Consider the following 2,880-nt stretch of genomic DNA (forward strand, 5'->3'; position numbering starts at 1 on the left):
ACCGTGACGGCGGCGAGCACGGCGGGCAGCGCGAAGGCGGCGGGGAGCATCACGCGCCGGTCGCCGGTCCGGGCGAGCAGGCGGGGGAGCAGCAGCGCGGCGAGCATCGACCCGGCGCCGTACGCGCCGAGGGCGAGCGAGACGGCGCCCGCCGGGCGGTGGAAGTGGTCGCGGACGACGACGACGGTGTTGACGAAGACGATCGCGCCCGCCGCCGCGACGGCGAGGTCGAGCGCGAGCAGGGCGCGCAGCCGCGGGGTCGCCCAGAAGAGGCGGGAGCCGAAAACGGCCTTGGCGTAGGCGCCGCCGGTGCGCTCGACCGGGGCCGGTTTCGGCAGGGCGGCGGAGACGACGAGGGCGGCGGAGGCGAGGAAGCCGGCCGTGGTGCCGGCGAACAGCCAGTGGTACGGGACGACCGTGAGGAGCAGGGCGGCGAGCGCCGGGCTGAACAGGGACTCCAGGTCGTAGGCGAGCCGGGACATCGACAGGGCCTGCGTGTAGTCGCGTTCGGCGGGCAGGAGGTCCGGGATGGTGGCCTGGAAGGTCGGGGTGAACGCCGCCGAGGCCGCCTGGAGCAGGAAGATCAGCAGGTAGACCTCCCACACCTGGGTGACGAACGGCAGGGTGAGCGCGACCCCGGCCCGGGTGAGGTCCATGGCGGCCATCAGGGCCCGCCGGGGTATCCGCCCGGCCATCGCGCCGGCCAGCGGGGCGATCGTGACGTAGGCGACCATCTTGATCGCGAGCGCGGTGCCGAGCACCGCCGAGGCGTCGGCGCCGGCGAGGTCGTACGCGAGCAGCGACAGCGCGACGGTGGCCAGGCCGGTGCCGACGAGCGCGACGACCTGCGCGGTGAACAGGTGGCGGTAGGGGCGGTGGCGCAGCACGGAGAGCATGAGGGGCCGTCCCGGTGGTCAGGGGGCGGTGGGCGACGTGCTCATGATAGTCAATGCGTGCGTACGTGTGCACATGTCGGTGGGACGGGAGCCCGGTCGGGCCCCACGAGGGCGTCAGTCGTGCGGCGGCAGGTGCCGGATCTGGTGGTCGGCGACGTTCATCGCCTCGTCGACGAGCCGCCGCAGGTGGCCGTGGCGCAGCGAGTAGACGACCCGGCGGCCGTCGCGCCGGGTGGTGACGAGGCCGGAGAGCCGGAGCTTGGCCAGGTGCTGGCTGACGGAGGGGCGGGCGGCCCCGGTGACCTCGGTCAGCGTGGTGACGTCGGCCTCGCCCTCGCCGAGCCGCTCCAGGAGGGCGAGGCGGGTGCGGTCGGCCAGCAGCGCGAGGATCGTGGCGGCGACGTCGAGCCGCTCCTCGGCGCGCTGGTGCGAGTGATGTGCATCTGCCAGCTCGGTGCCACTGCTCATCCGGCCATCGTAGGCCGTCGGGTGCCCGTGGATGTGCTCGGGTGCGCACTCATGGTGAGTTGCCCGGAATCCGGGCCGGGTCGCTCCCCCTCGTATACCGTGCTGGGGTATATGATCCCGGACCGTCCGGCAGGAAGCCGGGGAGCCCGGGGGAAGGCGAATCACCACATGCACGCGATCCTGCACGCCCTGTCCATCGCCGGTTCGATGACCTGGGAGATCACCTGGGCCCTGGTGCTCGGCTTCCTGCTGTCCGCCGTCGTCCAGGCCGTCGTGCACAAGGCGACGATCGTCCGGCTGCTCGGCGACGACCGGCCGCGCACGCTGGCCGTCGCGTCCGTCCTGGGGGCGGCGTCGTCCTCGTGCTCGTACGCGGCGGTCGCGCTGGCCAGGTCGCTGTTCCGCAAGGGGGCGGACTTCACGGCGGCGATGGCCTTCGAGATCGCCTCGACCAACCTGGTCGTCGAACTCGGCGTGATCCTGGCCCTGTTGCTGGGCTGGCAGTTCACGGCGGCGGAGTTCGTGGGCGGCCCGGTGATGATCCTGCTGCTCGCGCTGCTGTTCCGGCTGTTCCTGCGGGACCGCCTGCTGCGCGAGGCGCGCGAGCAGGCGGAGCACGGCCGGGCCGGCTCGATGGAGGGGCACGCGGCGATGGACATGTCCGTGCGGGGCGAGGGGTCGTTCGCGAAGCGGCTGCTCTCGCGCGAGGGCGTCACGTCCGTCTCGCACGTGTTCGTGATGGAGTGGGCGGCCATCCTGAAGGACCTCGTGATCGGCCTGCTGATCGCCGGGGCGATCGCCGCGTGGGTGCCGGACGGCTTCTGGCAGGCGTTCTTCTTCGCCGACCACCCGCTCGCGAGCAAGCTGTGGGGGCCGCTGGTCGGCCCGCTGGTCGCGGTCGCGTCGTTCGTCTGCTCGATCGGGAACGTGCCGCTCGCCGTGGTGCTGTGGAAGGGCGGGATCAGCTTCGGCGGCGTGGTGTCCTTCATCTTCGCGGACCTGCTGATCCTGCCGATCCTCAACATCTACCGGAAGTACTACGGCGGCCGGATGGCGCTGTTCCTGTTCGGCACCTTCTACGCGGCGATGGTCGTCGCCGGGTACGTGGTCGAATTCGCCTTCGGCGGGCTCGGGCTGGTGCCGGACCAGCGGACGGCGGAGATCCCGATGGCGGGCGTCGAGTGGAACTACACGACGTGGCTGAACATCGCCTTCCTGGTGCTGGCGGCGGTGCTCGTGATCCGCTTCTTCCGGACCGGCGGGACGGCGATGCTCCGCATGATGGGCGGCTCGCCGGACGCCGGGCACGGGGAGAGCTACCAAGGCCACGACGGTCACGGGGAGCACGGCAACCACGGCCACGACCACGGGCAGCACGACCACGGCCACCACGGCCACCACTGACTCGGCGCGCCGAGCCGGGCGGACTCTGCCACGCTGAGGAGGGCAGCTACCTCGACCGAGGAGGCCCGCACCCATGTCAGCGCAGAATCCGGGGCCGGCCGAACGGCGGGCC

3 protein-coding genes are annotated in these 2,880 nt (G+C 72.4%); 1 reads left to right on the forward strand and 2 read right to left on the reverse strand.

Annotated features, from left to right (window positions below; all coding sequences use genetic code 11):
- Window positions 1-896 (reverse strand): MFS transporter (locus tag AB0O00_RS34245; RefSeq protein ID WP_363658516.1); only part of this gene is annotated, 896 nt, incomplete at its 3' end.
- Between the two features lie 114 nt (window positions 897-1,010).
- On the reverse strand, window positions 1,011-1,364 hold the full coding sequence (locus tag AB0O00_RS34250) for a metalloregulator ArsR/SmtB family transcription factor (protein ID WP_363658518.1): 354 nt from the start codon (window positions 1,362-1,364) through the stop codon (window positions 1,011-1,013).
- Between the two features lie 168 nt (window positions 1,365-1,532).
- Here AB0O00_RS34250 and AB0O00_RS34255 point away from each other — a divergent pair, with 168 nt between their 5' ends.
- Window positions 1,533-2,768 carry a permease gene (locus tag AB0O00_RS34255; RefSeq protein WP_363658520.1) on the forward strand — a complete coding sequence of 412 codons (1,236 nt, stop codon included), beginning with the start codon at window positions 1,533-1,535 and terminating at the stop codon, window positions 2,766-2,768.
- The last annotated feature ends 112 nt before the right edge of the window (window positions 2,769-2,880 follow it).

The sequence above is a fragment of the Kitasatospora sp. NPDC093558 genome (assembly GCF_040683475.1).
Lineage (GTDB): Bacteria > Actinomycetota > Actinomycetes > Streptomycetales > Streptomycetaceae > Kitasatospora.

Bases quoted from the DNA above. Each gene is read 5' to 3' on its own strand.
- AB0O00_RS34250 (WP_363658518.1), bottom strand. From the start codon at position 1,364: ATGAGCAGTGGCACCGAGCTGGCAGATGCACATCACTCGCACCAGCGC.
- AB0O00_RS34255 (WP_363658520.1), top strand. From the start codon at position 1,533: ATGCACGCGATCCTGCACGCCCTGTCCATCGCCGGTTCGATGACCTGG.